We start from the raw sequence: 18,501 nt of genomic DNA on the forward strand, positions 1-18,501 counted from the left end.
TGCCGTTTCCTTTCGATCAGTTCGGAAAATCCACCAGCGGCATCGAGATTTCCGCGCGTACGCCCTCGGGCAGGTACTCGTGGTTGACCTCGCTGGCGAGGATTTTTGACAGGCTGCGGCGGATCAGGATGGAGCCGAAGCCGTGGCGATGCGGCGGCACGACCCGCGGCCCGCCGCTCTCGACCCAAGTCAGCACCAGCCGCCGGGCGCGGCGGTTGCCGTCGACCCGCCAGCTCAGGTCGACGATGCCGTCCGGACTGGACAGCGAGCCGTGCTGGAGCGCGTTGCCGCCGAGCTCGTGCAGGATGAGGCCAAGGCCCAGCGCCTGGTCGGGCGAAAGCAGCAGATGCTCGCCATTGACCCGGATGCGCGGGTTCTCGGCGTCGTCGAAAGGCAGCACTTCGAGCTTGATCAGCTCGCATAGCGCGATGCCGCGCCATTCGTGATCGGACAGCAGCCCATGCGCCAGGCCGAGCGCGCGCAGCCTGGCGGTGAAAGCCACGAGGAACTCGGCTGGTTCCTGCGCGTGGCGTACGCTTTGCGTGGCAAGTGCCTGCACCGTCGCCAGCGTGTTCTTGACGCGGTGATTGAGCTCGCGCAGCAGCAGGCGCTGGCGCTCCTCGGCCGCCTTGCGCTCGCTGATGTCGAAATTGACGCCGAAGACGAGCAGCGGATTGCCCTCCTCGTCATGCTCGATGACGCGTCCGCGCGCGGCCAGCCAGCGCGTCGGATGCACGCCGGCGACGCGGTATTCGCCGATATATTCCTCGTCGGTGGCGAGTGCGGCGCGAAAATCCGCCTCTGCTTTCTTCACGTCGCGGCGGTCTATGGCGCGGAAGATCCGGCGGGCCGACAGGCGGGTCGTCGGCGGCAGGTCCAGAAGCTCGGGAAACAACGTGTCGCACTCGATCGTGTCGGTGCGCAGGTCCCAGGCCCAGCTCGCCAGCGATGCCGCCTCGACGGCGACGACGCGGCGCTTTTCCTCGCGCGCCAGGGCAACCCGGGCCGCCAGTCCGGCGCGATTGTCTTCCTTGATCTTGAACAGGCTGGCGGCCAGCGCCGCAAGCGAGTGAAGCTGGTCGATGCGGCCTTCGTCGGGCGTCGGGCGCGGCCTGGTGTCGATGACGCTCAGCGTGCCGATCGGCTCGCCCGACACGATGATCGGCGCGCCGGCATAGAAGCGGACGTTGAGGCTGCCGGTGACCAGCGGATTGTCGGCAAAGCGCGGATCGGCTGCCGCATCCGGCACCACGAACACCTTGTCGCCGGCGGCGATGGTATGGGCGCAAAACGAAACGCTGATAGGAAGCTCTTCGCCGCCGATGCCCAGGCAGGACTTGAACCACTGGCGGTCGGAATCGATCAGGCTGACGAAGGCGATCGGCGCTTCCATCACCGACGCGGCAAGCGTGGTCAGCCTATCGAAATCGACGTCGGACGTCGCGTCGGCCAGTTGAAGATCGCGCAGAACGGCGATCCGCTGATCGTCGTTCACAGCGCGCAGGACGTCAGCCGGCAAGCCTTGGCCCTCTTTCAATTTGCGCTGCACTTTTCCCCCAATCGCTTCCCCGCACCACTTCTAAGTTTCTGCACAGATCCTCAAAAGTCTACCCAGTTAACAGGGTAATTTAGTTTGGGTTAATATGTCTGCATTGTCAGCAGAATGTTTCCGCGTCTCATGTGGAAATCGACATCGGCCAATGCAAAGCTGGCCGACAGCGCGCGCCCGGCGGCCCGCCCGAGCCAGCGGGATCCATCCCAGAGCATGCGACGCTGCAATCATGCGTAGCCGCATCCATGATCGACTTTGACAGGCCGAATGCGAGCTTGCGTTTCAGTGCCATCATGAGCTTGGCATCCACTCGTCGGAGTTTCGGCAGCAGCCGGAAATCATCCCGGTGTTTGCCGTGCCCGGAACGCCCTCGCCACGGCTGATCACCGCTGCAGAATGCATCCGTTGGTCTCCATTTCTCCTGGAAGGCAGCACGCCGTCCTCGCCTGCCAGAGCGAATCTTCGCCGGCCAACGTGCCGGCCGGGGAAAGGTTCCCAAAAGCCTATACAAATTTTCCAGACGAAGTCTGACGATTCCAGGGCCGATAAAATTCGGAACAACGAGGTTTTGGTGACGTTGTCGACACGTGAATGCTACGCCGCAACCACCTCCCAGCAACAGCAAAACCGCAGCGTGGCAGTGCGAAAAGTTCACGAATGAGGAGAATATCATGTTCCGCAACCTCTTGGCTACGACCGCCATCGCAACCCTGCTGACGACCGCCGCCCAGGCGCAGAACACGACAGCACCGGCCCCCGCGAGCCCCGCTCCGATGAGCCAGGACAACAATCCTTCCGGCGCGCCCGCCATGCGCGCCGACGGTCACCTGGCCAGCAATCTGATCGGCGAAACCGTCTATAACAGCACCGGCGACGATGCCCAGAACATCGGCAAGGTCAAAGACCTGGTGATTTCGCCGAACGGCATGGTGGAATCGCTGGTCGTCGGTGTCGGCGGCTTCCTTGGCCTTGGCGAGAAGAATGTCGCCGTCAACTATGGTGACGCCGACCAGGCCGAGCAGAACGGCAAGCGCTGGCTGGTGGTCAATGCCAGCAAGGACCAGCTGAAGGCGCTGCCCGACTTCGACCGCCGCGCCTATGACGTGGCTCCGGTCAGTGCCGCCGATACGAGCGCGCCGGTAACGAATAACCTGGCTCAGGCGCCGACGAATGGCGGCGGCGCGATGGCGCCGGCTCATAACAAGACGGCCATGGCGCCGACCCAACCCGACACCATGACCACGGCTTCGATCGACAAGTCGCTGCTGACGCGGGTGCCGGTGGGCGAGATCCGCTCCGCAGAGCTGACCGGCACCACCGTCTACGGCTCCGAGGACGCCAATGTCGGCAAGATCGGCGACGTGGTGTTGTCCGGCGACGGCAAGGTCGATGCGGTGATCATCGACGTCGGCGGCTTCCTCGGCATCGGGTCGAAGGAAGTTGCCGTCGGCATGGATAACCTTGCCTTCATGGTCGACAAGGGCGGCAAGAAATATCTCTACACCAACTTCACCAAGGATCAGCTCAAGTCCCAGCCGGCCTATGACAAGAGCACCTATTCCGAAAAGCGCGACCAGCAGCGCATGATCGAGCAGCAGTAACGGTGCATTCCGTAATGGCGAAGGACCCGCGCCGGCGACGGCGCGGGTCTTTTCGGGTCAGGGCCTGTAGGCGAGGGGACCTTCGGCCGTCAGTTCGGTGAGCGCCAGCGACTGGTCGAGATGGCGCGAACGCCAGGCAAGCAGCCGCTCGGCAAATTCGAGCCGCACGGCGGTGAAGGCCGGGTCGTAGGCGAGGTTGCGCAGTTCGGCGGGGTCTTCCTGAAGATCGAACAGCAGCGGCGGCAGCCCGCCACCGAAATGGACATATTTGAAGCGCTCGCCGCGGATGACCGAGAGATTGCAGTCGCGCGGGCCGATATCGAAATGCTGTTCGGCGGTGCCCTTCGAGACGGAGCGGAAATCGAATTCCCAATGCGCCGCGTCGCGCCAGTTCTTCGGCGTCTCTCCCTCGATGAGGGGTTTTAGCGAGTCTCCGTCGAGATGGACGGGCACGTTTTCGTCCAGCAAGTCGAGAAGCGTCGGCATGACGTCGACGGCTTCGGTGAAACGCTCGACCTGGGTGCCGGCGGCCGCTTGGCGCGCCGGATCGCGGACGATCAGCGGGATATGATAGCTTTGATCATAGAAGCCGCCTTTGCCGAGCATGAAATGGTCGCCCATCATCTCGGCATGGTCGGAGGTCAGCACGATGATCGTGTCCTCCCATGCGCCGGCGGCCTTGAGTGCGGCCCAGATTCGGCCGAGCTGCGCGTCCATTTCCAAGATCATGCCGTAATAGAGCGCGCGGATCTGCCGGAAGTTTTTGTCGCCCCAGTCGCGCACCTTGCCCTCGGTGCCGGGAATGAACTTCGAGCGTTTTTGATGCTCATATTCGTAGGCGAGGTAGGGGTGCGTCGCCGCTTCCTCCTCCCAGCCCTTGGCCTGTCGGAAGGCCGGCCCGTCTGCCGGATCGTACATCGTGTTGTATGGCTCGGGCACGATGAAGGGCGGGTGCGGGCTGATGAAGGAAAGATGCGCGAACCAGCTTTGCGCCTTTTCCTGCTCGCCCAGCCAGCGGATGAACTCGCCGGCGATGAATGCCGTCGGCGTCTCGTCCTTGGAATAGGCCGGCGGGGCGTTGGTCACGTCGTCTCCGACAATGCCGTCGGCAGGGCGATGGATGTCCGGGCTGCCGGCGCTGGCATCGATGCCGCGCCCTGCCAGCCAGGAGAGCCATGGCTTCTGGTGCTCGGGCAGCAGCTGGCGCACGGAAAAGCCCGGCAGCACCCCTTCATAGCTGCGCAGGAAGGGATCGTTCGCGGCCAGCGTCCTCGGATCGGGCGAGACGTCGGTGTAGCCGAACAGCGTCGGGTCGTAGCCGAGGCGGCGGGCAGCGAGCGCGATATTGTCGTGGCGGGCGTCGAGCGGCGTGCCGTTTCGGCAGACGCGGTTGTTCATCTGGTAGAGGCCCGTATAGAGGCAGGCGCGCGCCGGTGAGCACGGGGCAGCGCCGGCGTAGTGGCGCCGGAACAGCACGCCCTCGGCGGCCAGCGCATCGGCGTTCGGCGTCTTCACCACGCCATGCCCGGCGGCAGACAGGCATTCGCCGCGCCACTGGTCGCAGGTGATCAGAAGAATGTTCGGACGATTGCCTTTGCGTGCCACGCGCGGTTCCCCCTCATGCGTCCAGAACATGGAGCCGAATTTTCGGCATGGCGCAAGTCGGGCGGCTCTCAATAATGGTGAACGACAGATGTGCGATCGTTCACATATCGTATACAGTCCATTCTGCTATCGGCGTCTTCCCAGCGAGCCGTTTTGACCGACATATGGGGGCAGAAAGCAGCAAGCGCTGCACGGCGAACACGGGAGAAAAAACATGCTGGATCAGATCAAAGGCCTGCATCACGTCACTTCGATGGCCAAGGATGCGCGGCAGAACAACGACTTCTTCACCCACAAGCTCGGCCTGCGCCGGGTCAAGAAAACCGTCAATTTCGACGCGCCCGACGTCTATCACCTTTACTATGCCGACGAGGTGGGCACGCCCGGAACGGTGATGACCTATTTCCCCTTCCCGAACATCGGCAAGGGCCGCCACGGCACCGGCGAAGTCGGCAAGACGATCTTCTCCGTGCCCGAAGGGACGCTGGGCTATTGGGAAAAGCACTTTGCTGAGCAGGGCGTGACCGGCCTGAAGCGCGAGACGCTGTTTGGGGAAAACCGTCTCGACTTCGACGGGCCCGATGGCGACAGCTTCGCGCTGGTCGAGGTCAGGGACGACAAGCGGCTGCCATGGCTTAAGGGCGGCGTTCCGGGCGAAGATGCGATCCACGGCTTCCATTCCGTGTCGCTGCGCCTGAAGGACGGCGGCGCGACCGAGGAGTTGCTGAAGTTCATGGGCTATGAGGCGGTGGACAGCGCGGGCAACGTCAAGCGGTTCGCCGTGAAGGACGGCAATGGCGCCGACTTCGTCGACATCGAGACCCTGTCGGGCGTTTCCTATGGCGACCTCGGCGCCGGTTCGGTGCACCACGTCGCCTTCGCGGTGGAGAACCGCGCCAAGCAGCTCGAGGTGCGCAAGGCGCTGATGGACACGGGCTATCAGGTGACGCCGGTGATCGATCGCGACTACTTCTGGGCGATCTACTTCCGCACCCCCGGCGGCGTGCTGTTCGAGGTGGCGACCAACGAGCCCGGCTTCGACCGCGACGAGGACACCGCCCATCTTGGCGAGGCTCTGAAGCTGCCGAGCCAGCATGCGCATCTGCGGCCCTGGCTCGAAAAGAACCTGCAGCCGCTCGGCAACTGACGAGCCCCGGCCGGTGGCGAATTTCGCCGCCGGCCATTCGAATCGATCAGGCAAGGAGGCCACAATGTCCAAGGACAGCTACATTTTCACTGAGTTGCCCGGCAAGAAGAACGGTCCGGAGCTCTTCCTCTTCCACGGCACCGGCGGCAATGAAAACCAGATGCTCGGGCTTGCGCTGGATCTGTTGCCGGGCGTGGCGGCGATCTCGCCGCGCGGCGACGTTTCCGAATATGGCGCGGCGCGCTTCTTCCGCCGCACCGGCGAAGGCGTCTACGACATGGCCGACCTCGCCGCGCGAACGGCCAAGATGGCGAATTTCGTCAAGGCGCATGTCGCGGACGCAAAACCATCGTCGGTGATCGGCATCGGCTTTTCCAACGGGGCCAACATCCTCGCCTCGCTGCTCTTTGCCGAGCCGGATCTATTTGACGCCGCGATCCTGATGCATCCGTTGATCCCGTTCGAGCCCGAGGTGAAGGGCAGCCTTGCGGGAAAGCGCATCCTGATCACCGCCGGGCGCCGCGATCCGATCTGTCCGCCGGAACTGACCACGCGGCTCGACAGCTATTTGCGTGCGAACGGCGCCAGTGTCACACTGGAGTGGCATGAAGGCGGACACGAGATGCGACAGAACGAGCTTGTTGCGGCAAGGGATTTCCTTGCCCCCTACAAGCTCGAAAAGGCAGGCCAGGAGGTGCGGACGTGATTGAGAATTTGGCTGAAATCGAACTCGAGCAAAACGGTTCCAAGGGGCGCTACGTGCTGCGCGGCCCGGACGGCGCCGAGGCGGAGATGACTTTTACCCGCGTCGGCGAGCACCGGATCATCATCGATCATACCGAGGTGCCGGATGTGTTTCGCGGGCAGGGCGCCGGGTTGAGGCTGGTGACGCGGGCGGTCGAGGATGCCCGCGTGTCGGGCAAGAAGATCATCCCGCTCTGTCCCTTCGCCAATGCGCAATTCCGCCGGCACCCCGAATGGGCGGACGTGCTGGAGGGGTGATTTGTCCTCAAGGCGCGAGGCGCGGCGTTATCGCTGCGCCTCCATTCTTCTCAACCATTCCAGGCCAACGCCACGGTCGCGGATGATCGGCAACGGGTCTGTCGAATCAAGCCGCGAGCAGATGCGGTAGACCTCCAGCGTCTCGGCATCCATGTCGCCGCGCTTGTGGAACCACATCGCCGCCGCATAGCGCGTGCGGCCCGACCATTCTTCGCCGAGCGGCGTATTTACGAGCCGCCACTGTTCGGCGAATTCGGCATCCGCCTCGGTCATGTTCAGAACTCCGCCGGCGGGCTCGCGGTGCGGCGGTCGAGCTTTATGAAGGGCCTCTGCACCACCTTTGCCCGCTTCATCAACCGTTCGTATTTCAGCTCGCGCATGGCATAGATCTCGACCCAGAGGTCGTCCGTGATTGAATCGCCATAGGGTCGCTCCAGGCTCGCCAGCGCGATGTTGCGCTTGGCCATGGGCGACCAGATCGCCGCGCTCACCAGCCCGACTTCCTTCTTCTTGCGATGATAGACGATGGCGTGCTCGGCGGGAATGTTGCCCTCGATCTCCAATCCCACCAGAACATGCCGCAGCCTGCCCTTGGCGCGGGCCTCGGCGATGGCGCGGCGGCCGTTGAAATGGCCCTTTTCCAGATCGACCATGAAACCCAGCCCGATCTCGTCGGGCATGCGCACGCGGTCGGCCCGGATGGCGTGTTCGGCGGTGACGAAATCGGCATTGGCAACGATCAGCCCGGCCTCCAGCCGAGCGCGGTTCAGCGCGGTGTAGCCGATGGCGCGGATGCCCCGCAGTTCGCCCGCCTGCCAGAGGCGGTCCCACAGGCTGAGCGCCAGACGCGTTTCGACGAACAGCTCGTAGCCGAGATCGCCGGTAAAGCCGGTGCGCGAGATGGTGACGCTGCCGTCTTCATGCGCAAACTCGGCAAGATCGAAGACTTTTAGCCGCTCCACGCCCTCGAAACCGGCTTCGCGCAGAATGGCGAAGGAAGTCGGGCCTTGCAGGGCGAGTGCGGCAACCACCTCGGTTTCTTCCGTGACGGTGACGTCGAAGCCGATGGCGCTGTCGAGCAGCCAGGGCAGATGCCGCTCCTGGCAACAGAGCCGGAAACGGTTCGGCGCGAGGCGGAACAGCGTGCCGTCGTCGAGCACAAAACCTTCGTCGTCGCACCAGGCGGTGTAGTGGACGCGGCCGGTTTTCAGCTTGGTCACATCGCGGAGCGTGAGGCGGTTGAGAAAACTCTCGGCGTCCGGCCCCTCGATCCGGTATTTCGTCATGGGCGAGATGTCGAACAGCGCCGCCTGGCTGCGAATGGCGAAATATTCCAGCTCCTCGTCCCACAGCGAGGCAGGCGCGCGATAACCGCCCCAGTCGTACCAGTCATTGGTTTTCATAGCCGCGTCGATGCGCGGCTGGAACGGCGTGTCGAGTCGCAGCGTGCGGAAGTGGAGCTGGGCGGGGGAGTGGAGAGGCTGGACGATTGCCTGCTCAGTCACGGGTTTCACGGCCGTCTTTGGCATGCTCAGCCCCTCATCTCGATGATGCGGCGTGCCGCGTTGAGGCCCGGCACGCCGGAAACGCCGCCGCCGGGATGCGAGCCGGCGCCGCACAGGAAAAGCCCCTCCACCGGCGTGTCGTAGCCGGCCGCACCGAAGGCCGGGCGCGACATCATCATCTGGTCGGCCTGCAATTCGCCATGGTGCCAGTGGCCGCCGGGCATGCGGTAGCGCGCTTCGAGGTCGGCGGGTGTCAGAAGTTCGGCATGGCGCACCAGTCTGCCGATGCCCGGCGCGTAAAGCTCGAGCCGGGCCATGATGGCGGCCAGGAATTTCGGCTTGCCCGCCTCCCAGCCTTCCTTCAGCGCATAGGGCGCATATTGCACCACGGCCGAAAGCACGCAGGCGCCGTCCGGCGCGAGCGTCGGGTCGGACAGGCTCGGCAGGGTGATTTCCATCACCGGCTCCGGAGAAAACTCGCCATACTTTGCGGGATTGAAGGCGCGTTCGACATGATCGGACGAGGGCGCGATCACGAGGCGGCCGCGATGGCCGGCGGCATCGACGCCCGAAAACTCCGGTGGCCGGTCAAGCGCCAGATGCAGCTTTGCCGCATCGCCCTTCATGCGGATGTTTTTTATGCGCCGGACGAAGCCGGTGTCGATCTCACGTGTGCCGACGAGGTCCAAAAAAGTGCTGTGCGGGTTGATGGCCGACACGACCGTGCGTGCGCGGATCTCCTCGCCGCTGTCGAGAGCCACGCCAGCGGCGCGGCCCTTTTCGGCCAATATTCTTGCCACAGGCGCGTCGGCGCGGATGCTGACGCCGGCAGCCTTTGCCGCGCGCAGGATCGCAGCGACCACCGCGCCCATGCCGCCTGCGGGCAGCGCCTGCGCGCCGGGCTGGCGGCCGAACTCGCCGGCGAGACGATAATAGAGGCCGAGCAACGAGGTGGGCGAGCGGGGCCCGAGATGGCTGCCGAGCGTAGCGTCGAAAGCCAGCAGTCCCTTCAGCCGGTCGTCGTCCAGATGTTCGTCGGCGACGTCCGAAACATTCATCAGCAGCATGCGGAGAAAATCGCGCATGTCCTCCTTGCCGAGCCGGCGCAGCGACAGGCCGGTCATGGCGAAGGCCGAGGTTTCCATCAGCGACATGTTGCCGAGTTCGGGCGGGCGGCGCGCGAGAAGCGGCTTCAGGATGCCCGCATAGCGCAGGAGCTGCGCCCGCAATTCCTGCCACGCCGCCGCTTCCGACGCCGAGGCGCCGGAGAGGCTTTCGCCATAGGCGCCATGAAGCGTGAGCGGCTTGTCGTCGCGCGAGAGCGCAACGCTCGGCGCGATCGGGCCGAGGGCGAGGCCGTGGCGCTCCAGCTCCAGCGTCTTCACCACTTCCGGGTGCAGCCGGTTCAGCAAGTGTGCGGGCGCGGCGCGAAAGCCAGGCGCGAACTCCTCGGTGCGGGCCGCGCCGCCGATCTCGCTTGCGGCCTCCAGCACCAGGACCTTGCGGCCGCTCTTGGCCAGCGTTGCTGCGGCGGTGAGGCCGTTGTGGCCGCCGCCGATGACGATTGCATCAAATGACGTCATGGGCCGGGCTCATATGCTTGGTGGGCTGCGAGAGGTCGCGCAGGATTTCGTTTGCGGCGTTGCGGCCGGGCGCACCCATCACGCCACCGCCGGGGTGGGTGGAGGAGCCGCAGATGTAGAGCCCGTCGATGGGCGAGCGGTATTGCGCGTAGCCGGGCACCGGGCGGTTGAACAGCAGCTGGTCGAAGGTCAGCTCGCCCTGAAAGATGTTACCCTCGGTGAGGCCGACTTCGGCTTCCAGCTCGCGCGGCGTGCGCACTTCCATGTGCACGATGCGGTCACGGAACCCCGGCGAATAGTTGGCGATCTGCGAGATCACCGTTTCGGCGAAGGCATCGCGGTCGGCGTCGGTCCAGTCGCGGCCTTCCACCTTGGGCGGGCAATATTGCACGAAGCAGCTCATGAAATGCTTGCCCGGCGGGGCCATGGTCGGGTCGAGCATGGTGGGCATCATCATGTCGAGGAAGGGATCGGCCGACCAGCGCCCGGCCTTCCAGTCGTCGTAGCCGCGTTCCATGCGCTCGACCGAGTCGGTGAAGTGCATGTCGCCGCGATAGCAGGGCGAATCCTTGGGCAGAGCGGGGAATTCGGGCATCGAATCCAGCGCGATGTTCACCTTGCCCGACGAGCCGCGCATCTTGAAGTTTTTGACACGGCGCAGGAACGTGTCGGGCAGTTCCTTTTCCTCGACGAGCTTTAGGAAAGTGCGCTTGACGTCGGCATTGGAGACCACGAGCTTGCCAAAAATCTCTTCGCCGCCGGCCAGCACCAGCCCGCGCGCCTTGCCGTTCTTCACCAGCACCTGCTCCACTTCCGCGCTCGCGCGGATGGTGCCGCCGGACGCGCGAAAACTGTCGGCCAGTGCCTTGGTGACCGCGCCCATGCCGCCGCGTGCATAGCCCCAGGCGCCGACCGAGCCGTCCACCTCGCCCATATAGTGGTGCAGCAGCACATAGGCCGTGCCGGGCGACATGGGGCCGAGCGCGGTGCCGATGATGCCCGACAGCGCGAAATTGGCCTTGATGACGTCGGTCTCGAAATGCTCGTCGAGGAAGTCGGAGATCGACATGGTCCAGAAGCGCAGCGTGTCGGCCATTTCGGCCGCGCCCAGCCCGGCAAATTTCTTGCCGAGATAGATCAGTTCGCCGATGTCGCGGGGGCGAAAGCTGGTCGGGTCGGGGGCGGTCCGCATCAGAAGCGGCTGGATAAAGCGGCACTGGCGCGTCACGTCACGGGCGTAGCGGTCGTAAGCCTCGGCGTCGCGGGCGGAGAAGCGCGCGAATTCGCGGCGGTGGGCGTGGTGGTCGCGATAGTTGGCGAGATAGTCGCCATCGCGGGTGAACACCGCGCCGCCCTCATAGGAGATGACCTGCAGGCCGAAGCGCGGCAGTTCCAGGTCGCGCATGATCTCGGGCCGGAACAGCGAGCAGACATAGGAGCAGTTGGAGTAGAGGAAGCCGGGCGTGAGCGAGCGGCTGGTGGCGGCGCCGCCGATCCAGTCGTTCTTTTCCACCACGAGCACGTCGAGCCCGGCACGCTGCAGATAGCAGGCATTGACGAGCCCGTTGTGCCCGGCGCCGATGACGATGGCGTCCCAAGTCTTCATTCCGGTTCCCGCTCTTGTTCTTTGTTTTTTGGAAATCTGGCACGGGGAAGCGGGTCCTGTCCAGAGATTCTGAATGAATGTTCAACAAATGGAGGGTTGCGTTTTGCGGCAGGCGGAGTAGGCTTCGGTAAAATTTCGACGTTGGGCATTTCCGCTGGGAGGGGTGGAACAATGATCGAAAGGGTCGAGGCAGAGCCGGAATATGACGACACCGCCATCCGCTTCCTGGAAGCGCTGTGGGGCGAGGGCTATCTGTCGCCCGGCGGGCCGGAGGAGGTGGATCGCGTGGTTGCCGGGCTTTCGTTAGCCGGCAAGCGCATCCTCGACGTCGGCTGCGGGGCGGGCGGCATCGCGCTGCATCTGGTGGAGAAGCACGGCGCGGCGCATGTGACCGGCTTCGACATCGAGGCTCCGGTGCTGGCGGTGGCGCGCAAGCGTGCCGAACAGCGCGGCCTTTCGGCGCGTACGGAATTCGTGCAGGCGCCGCCCGGCCCATTGCCTTTTGCCGATGCTTCCTTCGACGTTGTCTTCTCCAAGGACGCGCTGCTGCATGTGCCAGACAAGCAGGCACTGTTTTCGGAGATCTTCCGGGTGCTGAAGCCCGGCGGTGTGTTTGCCGCCTCGAACTGGATGATCGGCCATGACGGCGAGCCGTCGCCCGAGATGAGGGCCTATGTGGCGGCGGAAGGCCTGAGCTTTGCCATGCGTTCGCCCGCCCACTACCGCAAGGCGATGGAGGCGGCGGGCTTTCGCGACATCGCCGTCACCGACCGCAATCCCTGGTATGGCGAAGTCGCGCGCGGCGAGCTGGAGCGGCTGAAGGGGCCGCTTTACGCCTCAGTCGCGGGCGCCGTCGGAGCCGACTATGTCGACAAGAACATCAGAACCTGGGAGGCGATGCAGAAGGTTCTTGACAGCGGGGAACACCGCCCCACTCATCTGCGCGGATGGAAGCCGGACGAGGGTCGTTGACGGCGATGTGGAGCATGGCGGCAGGAATGAAGACGACGCAGCGGGCCGAAAAGGCACCGGACAAGGGTGACGTGGAGAGGCGCAGCCGCAAGGCCTCGAAGGAAACCCGGCAACTGCAGCTCATCGAAGCCACCATCGATTCCCTCGCCAAGCGCGGCTATGCCGATACCACCATGGCCGACGTGGCTGACGGCGCGGGTCTGTCGCGCGGCATCGTCAACTTCCATTTCGAAAGCAAGGAAAAGCTGCTCGTCGCCACGCTGCAGCATATGTACGACGAATATTCGGCGCATTGGCGCAACGCGCTGCAGAAGGCCGGCGAGCATCCGGCGCGGCGGCTGCATGCGCTGGTGGCGGCGGATTTCGACCGCTCGATCTGCAACAAGCGCAAGCTCGCCGCCTGGTGCGCCTTCTGGGGCGAGGCCAAGTCGCGCCCGACCTACCAGGCGCTGAGCGGCTCGCGCGACCAGGACTACCAGCAGACCATCGTCGGCCTGTGCGAACAGCTGAAAAAGGACGCCGGCTATGCCTATGACGCCGAGGCCACGGCAGTGGGCCTCAGCGCCATGCTGGAAGGCCTGTGGCTGCGCCTGATGATGGGCGCCGAGAACATGACGCGCGAAAGCGCCTATCGCGCGGCGGTCGAATATCTGGCTTCGGTCTTTCCCAAGCACTTCTCGCGGGAGGGCGAGACGGGGGAGAAGATCGCGTGAAAACATAACAACCGAAGGATGGGAACGATGACGGTGATGAAACGGGTTTCGATGGCGCTGGCACTTGCCAGTGCGCTGACGCTTCCGATGATGGGGAGCGCTGGCGCAGCCGACAAGGATCTGACGATCTTCGACTGGGCCGGCTACGAGGAACCGTCGTTCCATCCCGGCTATGTCGCAAAACACGGCGACTCGCCCACCTTCACCTTCTTCGGCGACGAGGACGAGGCCTTCGAGAAGACGCGTTCCGGCTTCAAGGCCGATATTGGCCACCCCTGCTCGCAGAGCGTTCTCAAGTGGCGCGAAGCGGGGCTGCTGCAGCCGCTCGATCCTTCCAAGATCGCCGGCTGGAAGGACCTCAATCCCGGCATCATGGCCATGAAGAACCTCGCCACCGACGAGAACGGCACGGTCTGGTTCATGCCCTGGGACTGGGGCAACACCGCCGTCACCTTCAACACCGAGAAGGTGGACGAGAAGGACATCCAGTCGCTCAAGGCCTTTGCCGATCCGAAATTCCAGGGTCGCATCTCCATCGGCGACAATGTCGATGACGCCTATGCGCTGGCGAGCCTCGCCATCGGCCTGCGCGACTGGACGAAGATGACCGACGAGCAGTTCAAGCAGGCCTCCGACTTCCTGCGCCAGGTGCACAAGAACGTCCGCCTCTACTGGACCGACAACACCGAGATCGTGCAGGCCATGAATGGCGGCGAGGTCGATCTCGCCTGGGCCTGGAACGACGCCGCCACCCAGCTCGCCATCAATGGCGCGCCGGTGAAGATGAAGCGCGACACCGATGAAGGCATCTCCACCTGGGTGTGCGGCTATGTCCGTTACAAGGATGCGCCGGGTTCCGAGGAAAAGGCCTACGACTATCTGAACGCGGTCAACGATCCGGCCGTCGCCGACTACATGGTGCGCGAGTGGGGCTACGGGCAGGCCAACGCCAAGGGCATGGCTGCCGTCGATCCCAAGGTGCTGGAGGAAAAGGGCTATGCGAATGTCGACCAGTTCCTCGACAAGACCTTGTTCCAGCAGCCGCTGCCCAATGAACTCAAGCAGAAGATGATCGCCGAGTTCGAGAAGATCAAAGCCGGCTACTGACGTTACTCAGTTCCGTCCGGAGCATGTCTTTCCAGTTGACGCGCGCGTCAGGAGAGCATTCTCTGGACGGCATTCATCAGCGGGGGTCGCTCAGCCATGCAGCCAGTAAGTCGCCGCCTTGCCTTCCTTGCCACCGTCACTGCCATTCTTGCCGCGCCATTGCCGGCTCTAGCCGCGGGCGGCTCGCCCATCGTCTTCGAGTGGTCGGGTTATGAGGACCCGGCGCTCCACCCGGCCTACAACGCCAAATATGCCGAGCCGCCGGAATTCGCCTTCTTCGGCGACGAGGACGAAGCCTTCGAGAAGATGCGGGCCGGCTTCAAGGCCGATGTCGCGCATCCCTGCGCGCAGAATGTGGTGAAGTGGCGCGAGGCGGGGCTGCTGCAGCCGCTCGATCCCGCCAGGATAGCCGGCTGGAAGGACATCAACCCTGGCATCATGGCGATGAAGAACCTTGCCACCGATGACGCCGGCAACGCCTGGTTCATGCCCTTCGACTGGGGCAATACGGCCCTCATCTATCGCACCGACAAGGTGACGCCCGAAGAGGCGAAGTCGCTGAAGATTTTCGCCGATCCGAAATACAAGGGGCGGGTGACTATCGGCGACAATGTCGACGACGCCTATGCGCTGGCGGCCCTAGTCATCGGCCTGCGCGACTGGACGAAGATGACCGACGAGCAGTTCAAGCAGGCGTCGGACTTCCTGCGCGAAGTGCACAAGAACGTCCGCCTCTATTGGACCGACAGCACCGACATCAACCAGGCCTTCGGCAATGGCGAGATCGATCTGGCCTGGGCCTGGAACGAGACCGTCACCTCGCTGAAGAAGGAGGGCATTCCGCTTGAGATGAACCGCGACACCGAGGAGGGGCTTTCCACCTGGGTGTGCGGCTATGTGCTGCTGAAGGATGCGCCCGACAGCATCGACCGCGCCTATGACTTCCTTAGCGCCCGCAACGCGCCCGAGGTGTCGGACTATATGGTCACGACCTTCGGCTACGGCCACGCCAATGCCAAGGGCATGGGGGCGATCGACCCGGCGGTACTGACCGAGAAAGGCTATGCGAATGTCGACCAGTTCCTCGACAAGACGCTGTTCCAGTCGCCGCTGCCCAATGAGCTGAAGCAGAAGATGATCGCCGAGTTCGAGAAGATAAAGGCTGGCTATTGAGCATTGAGCGCTGCGATGCCGTCGTCGTCGGGGCCGGTTTTACCGGCCTTTCGGCGGCGCAGGAGCTTTTGCGCGCCGGCCGCAGCTTTGTCCTGCTCGAGGCGCGCGACCGGGTGGGTGGGCGCGTGGAAGCCCGGCCCAATGGCCTCGGCGAGGCGGTGGACACCGGCGGCCAGTTCCTCTGCGAGGATATGCCGGAGCTGATGGCGCTCATAAAGGCGCGCGGCAAGACGCTGGTAAAAACCCATGTAGAGGGCGATTTCATCACCCAGCCGCCCTTGCCGCGCGACGGCGCCGAGCAGACCTATCTCGGCGCCATGGCGATCCGCGAGCGGATGAATGGCATCGAGCCGGACGATCCGGACATCGCCGGCCTGACCGTCGCCGCATGGCTCGAGCGGCAGGGCGACCCGGCGGAGGCCAAGGCCGGTTTCCGCTCGATGATCGAGGGGCTTTGGTGCCAGGCGCTGGAGAGGATTCCGCTGTGGCACCTGATCGACAATGACCGCCGCATCATCAACGAGCAGTCGGAGCTGCAATACTTTTTGGCCGAGACCATGCAGTCGCTGGCCGACGATCTGGCGCGCGATCTCGGCGGCCGGCTGCGTCTCGGCACGGTCGTGACGGGCATCGAACATCGACGGGATGGCGTGCGGGTTCTGGCGGGCGACCGCGTCTTTGAAGCCCGCTCGGTGCTGGTCGCGGTGCCGCCGATGATGGCGTCGAAGCTGGCCTTCTCGCCGCCGCTGTCGGCTCGCCTGTCGCGGGCGCTCGGTGTCTGGCACAGTGGTGCGGTGATCAAAATTCTGGTCCGCTACGCCCACGCCTTCTGGCGCGACAGGGGCCTGAGCGGCATGGTCATGTGGCGAAGCCTGCCCGGCCTCTTCGCCTGCGACGTCAGCAAGGACGAAAGTCACCCGGCATTGGTCGTTTTCATTGGTGGACCGCTGGCGTTGCGTTGGAACGGGCTCGACGGTGCGGCGTTACGCGCCGAAGTCATGTCGCGGCTGGTGGCGGCGCTTGGCCCAGAGGCGGGAGAGGCGGTCGACTTCTGCTATCGGAACTGGATCGACGACGCCTGGAGCGGCGGCGCCTATAGCGACCTGATCCTCGACGTAAACGCCACGGATGCGGAGGACGTGCTTCTGGCCGGCGCTCCGCCGGTTCATCTCGCGTCGTCGGAACTGTCGCCGTCATTCCCCGGCTATATCGAGGGCGCGATCGTGGCAGGGCGGATCGGGGCGCGGAAGGTGCTGGCTGAACTGGAAGAACAACCCTGACAGGGGCTTTCAAGTCATCAGGTGCGTCCTTCGAGGCTCGCCCCTTTTGGCTCGCACCTCAGAATGAGGGAGGTATACGCCAACAGCCCTCATCCTGAGGTGTGAGCGAAGCGAGCCTCGAAGGACGCACTTATTCAATCGCCGGTCAGGCGCCGGTTCTGCCCTGGATCAGCTCGATGCGATTACCGAAAGGGTCGCTGACAAAGCAGCGCTCGGTGTCGGCAAGCGCATGGTCCGGCGTGACCGGAATTCCGACCGCTTCAAGCTTCCTCGTCAGGGCGGGAAGGTCGTCGGTCACCAGGGCCGGATGCGCCTTGCGGGCCGGTACGAAATCCTGCTCGACGCCGAGATGGATTTTGACGATGCTGAGTTCGAACCAGCAGCCGCCGCGCGCGGCCAGCACCGGCGGCTTGGGCACTTCCGGGATGTCGAGCAGGCCCTCATAGAAACGCCGCGCTTCTTCTTCGCGGCCCTCCGGCATGGCGAGTTGGACATGGTCGATGGCGGTAATCGTCATGCGGATGTCGCCCTATCGCGGAGGCCAATTCAATCTGCCAGCGCCACCAGTGCGTCGGGATCATAGGCGAGGCGGATGGGAGCGCCGACCGGAATGTCGTCGGCGCCGAAATCGTTGGTCTCGGTCACCGAAAGCGGCTTTTCCAGCCCCGGTATTTCCACGATCAGATGGGTGATCTCGCCGAAATAGTGACGCTCGATGACCCGGCCGGCCACCTCGAATTTCGAGCTCGCGTCGTCCCACAGCACGCGCAGCCGTTCGGGTCGGATGCCAAGCGTGGCGCCGCCGCCATTGCGGACAAAAGCCTTGGGCTTCTCGGTCTTGACGCGGCCGAAGCCCAGCGTGTCGACGACCAGCGAGGAGCCGTTTTCCTCCACGATCTCGGCCTTGACGAAATTCATGCCGCCTAGGAAGTCGGCCACCTGGCGGTTGACCGGACGCTGGTAGATTTCCTTGGGCGAGGCAACCTGCGCGATGCGTCCGCCGAACATCACGGCGATGCGGTCGGACATGGCGAGCGCTTCGTACTGGTCGTGCGTGACGAGGATAAAAGTGATGCCCACCGCCTGCTGCAGCCGGCGCAGCTCGACCTGCATCTGCTCGCGCAGCTTCTTGTCCAGCGCCGAAAGCGGTTCGTCCAGCAGCAGCACTTTTGGCCGCATCACGAGCGCACGGGCCAGCGCCACGCGCTGCCGCTGGCCGCCGGAAAGCTCGTGCGCGCCGCGTTTTCCGAGGCCCGTCAGCGACACCTGCGCCAGCGCCTCCTCGACGCGGCGCTTTTCTTCCGCAGCACCAAGCCTCAGGCGCCTGAGTCCATAGGCGACGTTCTGCTCCACATTGAGGTGCGGGAAGATGGCGTAGCTCTGGAACACCATGTTGGTCGGACGACGGTTCGCCGGAATGCCCGCCATGGGCTGGCCATCGACGGCGATGGTGCCGCTGGTCGGGTTGTCGAAGCCGGCAATCATCCTCAGCAGCGTGGTCTTGCCGCAGCCGGAGGGCCCAAGCAGCGAGAAGAACTCGCCCTCGCGGATGACCAGCGAGGCGTCGTCCAGCGCCTTGAAGGCGCCATAGCTGCGCGTGACGTGCGAAATCTCGATCATCGTGCGGTCGTTTTGCGAGCGTTCGGGCATCGGTC

General features: G+C 64.3%; 17 protein-coding genes. 9 read left to right on the plus strand and 8 right to left on the minus strand.

Annotated elements, in window-relative coordinates:
* Positions 1 to 16: 16 nt before the first annotated feature.
* Positions 17 to 1,549, minus strand: coding sequence for a sensor histidine kinase (locus tag C7I85_RS17240; RefSeq protein WP_106725243.1), 1,533 nt, complete (start codon positions 1,547 to 1,549; stop codon positions 17 to 19).
* Between the two features lie 674 nt (positions 1,550 to 2,223).
* Between C7I85_RS17240 and C7I85_RS17245 the strand changes: the two genes are divergently transcribed.
* A complete protein-coding gene (locus tag C7I85_RS17245; protein ID WP_106725244.1) occupies positions 2,224 to 3,153 on the plus strand; it encodes a PRC-barrel domain-containing protein in 930 nt (309 codons plus the stop codon).
* Positions 3,154 to 3,210: 57 nt separating this feature from the next.
* On the opposite strand, the gene C7I85_RS17250 is transcribed toward C7I85_RS17245, so the two are convergent.
* Positions 3,211 to 4,758 (minus strand): alkaline phosphatase family protein, encoded by a 1,548-nt coding sequence (locus C7I85_RS17250; RefSeq protein ID WP_181257208.1) that lies wholly within the window; start codon positions 4,756 to 4,758, stop codon positions 3,211 to 3,213.
* 214 nt (positions 4,759 to 4,972) lie between these two features.
* Here C7I85_RS17250 and C7I85_RS17255 point away from each other — a divergent pair, with 214 nt between their 5' ends.
* From C7I85_RS17255 to C7I85_RS17265, 3 genes are all read left to right on the plus strand, one after another.
* Positions 4,973 to 5,905 carry a VOC family protein gene (locus C7I85_RS17255; RefSeq protein ID WP_106725246.1) on the plus strand — a complete coding sequence of 311 codons (933 nt, stop codon included), beginning with the start codon at positions 4,973 to 4,975 and terminating at the stop codon, positions 5,903 to 5,905.
* A gap of 64 nt (positions 5,906 to 5,969) precedes the next feature.
* Positions 5,970 to 6,611, plus strand: coding sequence for an alpha/beta hydrolase (locus C7I85_RS17260; RefSeq protein ID WP_106725356.1), 642 nt, complete (start codon positions 5,970 to 5,972; stop codon positions 6,609 to 6,611).
* Positions 6,608 to 6,907 carry a GNAT family N-acetyltransferase gene (locus C7I85_RS17265; protein WP_106725247.1) on the plus strand — a complete coding sequence of 100 codons (300 nt, stop codon included), beginning with the start codon at positions 6,608 to 6,610 and terminating at the stop codon, positions 6,905 to 6,907. The genes C7I85_RS17260 and C7I85_RS17265 overlap by 4 nt, the downstream gene beginning before the upstream one ends.
* Positions 6,908 to 6,934: 27 nt before the next feature.
* On the opposite strand, the gene C7I85_RS17270 is transcribed toward C7I85_RS17265, so the two are convergent.
* From C7I85_RS17270 to C7I85_RS17285, 4 genes are read right to left on the minus strand one after another with little or no spacing between them, the layout of a single operon-like run.
* A complete protein-coding gene (locus C7I85_RS17270) occupies positions 6,935 to 7,180 on the minus strand; it encodes a hypothetical protein (protein WP_106725248.1) in 246 nt (81 codons plus the stop codon).
* A 2-nt stretch (positions 7,181 to 7,182) separates the two neighbouring features.
* Positions 7,183 to 8,436: an aminomethyltransferase family protein gene (locus C7I85_RS17275; RefSeq protein WP_106725249.1), complete on the minus strand. Its 1,254-nt coding sequence runs from the start codon at positions 8,434 to 8,436 to the stop codon at positions 7,183 to 7,185.
* Positions 8,437 to 8,438: 2 nt separating this feature from the next.
* Positions 8,439 to 9,995, minus strand: coding sequence for a phytoene desaturase family protein (locus C7I85_RS17280; protein WP_106725250.1), 1,557 nt, complete (start codon positions 9,993 to 9,995; stop codon positions 8,439 to 8,441).
* Positions 9,982 to 11,601: a phytoene desaturase family protein gene (locus C7I85_RS17285; protein WP_106725251.1), complete on the minus strand. Its 1,620-nt coding sequence runs from the start codon at positions 11,599 to 11,601 to the stop codon at positions 9,982 to 9,984. The genes C7I85_RS17280 and C7I85_RS17285 overlap by 14 nt, the downstream gene beginning before the upstream one ends.
* 171 nt (positions 11,602 to 11,772) lie before the next feature.
* Here C7I85_RS17285 and C7I85_RS17290 point away from each other — a divergent pair, with 171 nt between their 5' ends.
* The 5 genes from C7I85_RS17290 (at position 11,773) to C7I85_RS17310 (ending at position 16,846) form a co-directional block, all read left to right on the plus strand.
* A complete protein-coding gene (locus C7I85_RS17290) occupies positions 11,773 to 12,573 on the plus strand; it encodes a methyltransferase domain-containing protein (RefSeq protein WP_106725252.1) in 801 nt (266 codons plus the stop codon).
* A gap of 26 nt (positions 12,574 to 12,599) precedes the next feature.
* The gene (gene betI, locus C7I85_RS17295; RefSeq protein ID WP_245444980.1) at positions 12,600 to 13,286 is read left to right on the plus strand and encodes a transcriptional regulator BetI; all 687 of its coding nucleotides are present in this window, start codon (positions 12,600 to 12,602) and stop codon (positions 13,284 to 13,286) included.
* A 36-nt stretch (positions 13,287 to 13,322) separates the two neighbouring features.
* The gene (locus C7I85_RS17300; protein WP_106725358.1) at positions 13,323 to 14,393 is read left to right on the plus strand and encodes an extracellular solute-binding protein; all 1,071 of its coding nucleotides are present in this window, start codon (positions 13,323 to 13,325) and stop codon (positions 14,391 to 14,393) included.
* 96 nt (positions 14,394 to 14,489) lie between these two features.
* Complete coding sequence (locus C7I85_RS17305) at positions 14,490 to 15,566, plus strand: extracellular solute-binding protein (RefSeq protein WP_106725253.1); 1,077 nt, start codon at positions 14,490 to 14,492, stop codon at positions 15,564 to 15,566.
* Positions 15,563 to 16,846 carry a flavin monoamine oxidase family protein gene (locus C7I85_RS17310; RefSeq protein WP_106725254.1) on the plus strand — a complete coding sequence of 428 codons (1,284 nt, stop codon included), beginning with the start codon at positions 15,563 to 15,565 and terminating at the stop codon, positions 16,844 to 16,846. Before C7I85_RS17305 ends, C7I85_RS17310 begins: the two co-directional genes overlap by 4 nt.
* A 145-nt stretch (positions 16,847 to 16,991) precedes the next feature.
* Here C7I85_RS17310 and C7I85_RS17315 read toward each other — a convergent pair whose 3' ends face one another.
* Both C7I85_RS17315 and C7I85_RS17320 read right to left on the minus strand, forming a co-directional pair.
* Positions 16,992 to 17,363: a VOC family protein gene (locus tag C7I85_RS17315; RefSeq protein WP_106725255.1), complete on the minus strand. Its 372-nt coding sequence runs from the start codon at positions 17,361 to 17,363 to the stop codon at positions 16,992 to 16,994.
* Positions 17,364 to 17,392: 29 nt separating this feature from the next.
* Positions 17,393 to 18,466 carry an ABC transporter ATP-binding protein gene (locus C7I85_RS17320; RefSeq protein ID WP_106725359.1) on the minus strand — a complete coding sequence of 358 codons (1,074 nt, stop codon included), beginning with the start codon at positions 18,464 to 18,466 and terminating at the stop codon, positions 17,393 to 17,395.
* Between the last annotated feature and the right edge of the window lie 35 nt (positions 18,467 to 18,501).

This window comes from Pseudaminobacter soli (ex Li et al. 2025) (genome assembly GCF_003012705.1).
GTDB classification, from domain to species: domain Bacteria; phylum Pseudomonadota; class Alphaproteobacteria; order Rhizobiales; family Rhizobiaceae; genus Pseudaminobacter; species Pseudaminobacter soli.